The following is a 2,461-nucleotide window of genomic DNA, read 5'->3' as shown; positions in this document are numbered from 1 at the left end:
GGCCGAGCAGACCGGTGATGGTGCCGCGGGCCACCTGCACCGAGAAGTCGTGCAGCGCGGGGCGTTTACCGCGGAGCACCCGCAGGTGCTCGATGGCGACCGCGGGTTCGGCGACCCCCCGCCGCAGTAATTCATCACTCGATGAACTCATCATGTGATGAATATGCGCCCCCGGTGCCGGGTTGTCAAGGGCGGGCGACGCCCCGGCAGAATCTGTGCGGTGAGTGCGGAGCAGCTGGCGGTCGACCCGGTCGCGGCCGCGCGCCGGGTGCTGGGCGCCACCCTGCGCGGGCGCGGCGTCTCCGCCACGATCGTCGAGGTCGAGGCCTACGGCGGCGTGCCCGACGGGCCCTGGCCGGATGCGGCCGCGCATTCCTACCGCGGCCCCAACGGCCGTAATGCGGTGATGTTCGGTCCGCCGGGTCGCCTGTACACCTACCGCAGCCACGGCATCCACGTCTGCGCGAATGTCGCCTGCGGCCCGGACGGGACCGCGGCCGCCGTCCTGCTGCGCGCCGCGGTCATCGAGGACGGCGTGGAGACCGCCGTGTCCCGCCGCGGCGCGGCGGTGCGGCCCGCCGGGTTGGCGCGCGGACCGGGCAACCTGTGCTCGGCGCTGGGCATCACCATGGCCGACAACGGGGTTGACCTGTTCGATCCCGACAGCCCGGTGCGGCTGGAACTCGGCGACACCGTCGCCGCGGTCAGCGGTCCGCGGGTCGGCATCAGCCAGGCCGCGGACCGGCCGTGGCGGCTGTGGCTGGCCGGGTTGCCGGAGGTCTCGGCGTACCGGCGCAGCCCCCGGGCGCCGGCCCCGGGCGCCAGTGACTGACCGGCGGCCACGATCCGGGAAGATCTAGACCATGACGATCCTCGACGAGTTGGACTGGCGTGGGCTGATCGCGCAGTCCACCGACCTCGACGCGCTGGCCGCCGCGACCGCGCAGGGACCCCTCACCCTGTATGCCGGGTTCGACCCGACCGCGCCCAGCCTGCACGCCGGCAACCTGGTGCCGCTGCTGGCGCTGCGCCGTTTCCAACGCGCCGGGCACCGCCCCATCGTGTTGGCCGGCGGGGCGACCGGCATGATCGGCGACCCCCGCGAGGCCGGTGAGCGCACCCTCAACACCGCCGACACCGTCGCCGAGTGGACCGAGCGAATCCGCGGACAATTGGAACGCTTCGTCGACTTCGACGACACCCCGACCGGTGCGATCATTGAGAACAATCTCACGTGGACCCGCGAGCTGTCCGCGGTGGAGTTCCTCCGCGACGTCGGCAAGCACTTCTCGGTCAACGTGATGCTGGATCGCGACACCATCCGACGGCGCCTGGACGGCGAAGGCATCTCCTACACCGAATTCAGCTACATGCTGCTGCAGGCCAACGACTACGTCGAACTGCACCGGCGGCACGGGTGCGCACTGCAGATCGGCGGATCCGACCAGTGGGGCAACATCATCGCCGGGGTGCGCCTGGTGCGCCAGCGGCTGGGCGCGACCGTGCACGCGCTGACCGTGCCGCTGGTGACCGCCGCCGACGGCACCAAGTTCGGCAAGTCCACCGGCGGCGGCAGCCTGTGGCTGGATCCCGAGCTGACCAGCCCGTACGCCTGGTACCAGTACTTCGTCAACACCGCCGACGCCGACGTCATCCGCTACCTGCGCTGGTTCACCTTCCTGTCCGCCGACGAACTCGCGGAGTTGGCGGCGGCGACCGCGGACCGGCCCCAGGAGCGCGCCGCCCAGCGGCGGCTGGCCCGCGAGTTCACCACGCTGGTGCATGGCGAGGCGGCCACCGCGGCGGTCGAGCACGCCAGCCAGGCGTTGTTCGGCCGGGGGGAGCTGTCCCGGCTCGACGAGGCCACGCTGGCGGCCGCGCTGCGGGAGACCTCGGTGGCCCAGCTGGCGCCCGGCGGTCCGGACGGCATCGTGGATTTGCTGGTCGCCACCGGACTCTCGGCGAGCAAGGGCGCGGCGCGACGCACGATCGGCGAGGGCGGGGTGTCGGTCAACAACGTCCGGATCGACAGCGACGAGTGGGTGCCGCAGCGCTCCGACTTCCTGCACGACCGGTGGCTGGTGCTGCGCCGCGGCAAGCGCAACGTGGCCGGCGTCGAGCGCACCGGTTGATCTTGAAGGAGGTCGAATAATGCCTTCTAGCAGCCAATTTGACTCGGTGTTTCCACTCGCGTAACTTATGCATCGTCGTTGCGACGCGGTTAGCCCGCAGAGCGCGACGGCGTCCCAGAGGAGACACCACTTCGGTGGGGTTCCTCACTGTCCGCACTGCCGATGCGCGGCTAATCGCCGCGGGTCGTCTGCGCGGTCGGAACGGGTGTGTTGTTTGAGAACTCAATAGTGTGTTTGGTGGTTTTTGTTTGTTGTTGTTTTTTGCCATGCCCTTGGCCACCCCGTGTTGGGGGTGTGGTGTTTTTTGTGTCAGATGTTTGTTGTCTGAT

Annotated in this window: 2 protein-coding genes and 1 pseudogene; 2 read left to right on the top strand and 1 reads right to left on the bottom strand. The window is 69.9% G+C overall.

Features of this window, described 5'->3' with window-relative positions; genetic code table 11:
* A pseudogene (locus tag BKN37_RS26830) lies at positions 1-154 on the bottom strand (ABC transporter ATP-binding protein); the annotation flags it as partial.
* Between the two features lie 66 nt (positions 155-220).
* Between BKN37_RS26830 and BKN37_RS26825 the strand changes: the two are divergent.
* A complete protein-coding gene (locus BKN37_RS26825) occupies positions 221-832 on the top strand; it encodes a DNA-3-methyladenine glycosylase (RefSeq protein ID WP_095407229.1) in 612 nt (203 codons plus the stop codon).
* 31 nt (positions 833-863) lie between these two features.
* On the top strand, positions 864-2,132 hold the full coding sequence (tyrS, locus tag BKN37_RS26820; RefSeq protein ID WP_071030304.1) for a tyrosine--tRNA ligase: 1,269 nt from the start codon (positions 864-866) through the stop codon (positions 2,130-2,132).
* Positions 2,133-2,461 lie beyond the last annotated feature (329 nt).

Origin of the sequence: Mycobacterium talmoniae (assembly GCF_001854525.1) — a bacterium.
Taxonomy (GTDB): domain Bacteria; phylum Actinomycetota; class Actinomycetes; order Mycobacteriales; family Mycobacteriaceae; genus Mycobacterium; species Mycobacterium talmoniae.
The sequence above is the reverse complement of the archived record's forward strand: the minus strand, read 5'-3'. Positions and strand labels throughout refer to the sequence as shown.